The sequence below is a fragment of the Mesorhizobium sp. M7A.F.Ca.US.005.03.2.1 genome, from assembly GCF_003997795.1.
Lineage (GTDB): Bacteria > Pseudomonadota > Alphaproteobacteria > Rhizobiales > Rhizobiaceae > Mesorhizobium > Mesorhizobium ciceri.
In genome coordinates this window covers 1-476 of record NZ_RZRP01001601.1, presented here as the reverse complement: position 1 = coordinate 476, position 476 = coordinate 1, and the positions used below count along the sequence as shown (strand labels likewise).

Genomic DNA, 476 nt, shown 5'->3' with positions numbered 1-476 from the left:
GTTGTGGACGATCGACAGCAGCCACGCGCGCAGGTTTCCGCCGGAGCGGAAGGTGCTGCGCCGCTCATAAGCGCGCACCAGCGCGTCATGGACAAGGTCCTCGGCGTCGGTGCTGTCGCGCGTCAGCGAGCGCGCATAGCGGCGCAGCGAACCGAGCTGTCCTATGATGTCAAAGCGTGGCATCGGCGGTTTCATGTCCTGTTTACGGAGCATGTGGGGATTTTAATCCCTGCCCTGCCAATTTTTCCTTTGGAGGACATCGTTCGAATGCAACGATTGTTGCCGGCATCAATCTTATCATCGGCATCGCCACGATGTGCCATGCCCGGTGGATCGTGCCTACTTCACACGCCTCTTCTCCAGCTTCCGCGCCAGCGTCCGGCGGTGCATGCCCAGCCGTCGTGCCGTCTCGGAAATGTTGAAGTCGGCCTCCACCAGCGTCTCGTGGATGCGCTCCCATTCGAGGTTCTTTATCG

At 60.5% G+C, this 476-nt stretch carries 2 protein-coding genes; both read right to left on the bottom strand.

Annotated features, from left to right (window positions below):
* A partial coding sequence (locus EN991_RS39380) for a sigma factor (RefSeq protein ID WP_281058868.1) occupies positions 1-183 on the bottom strand: 183 nt, incomplete at its 3' end.
* A 156-nt stretch (positions 184-339) separates the two neighbouring features.
* A partial coding sequence (locus tag EN991_RS39375) for a helix-turn-helix domain-containing protein (protein ID WP_206519384.1) occupies positions 340-476 on the bottom strand: 137 nt, incomplete at its 5' end.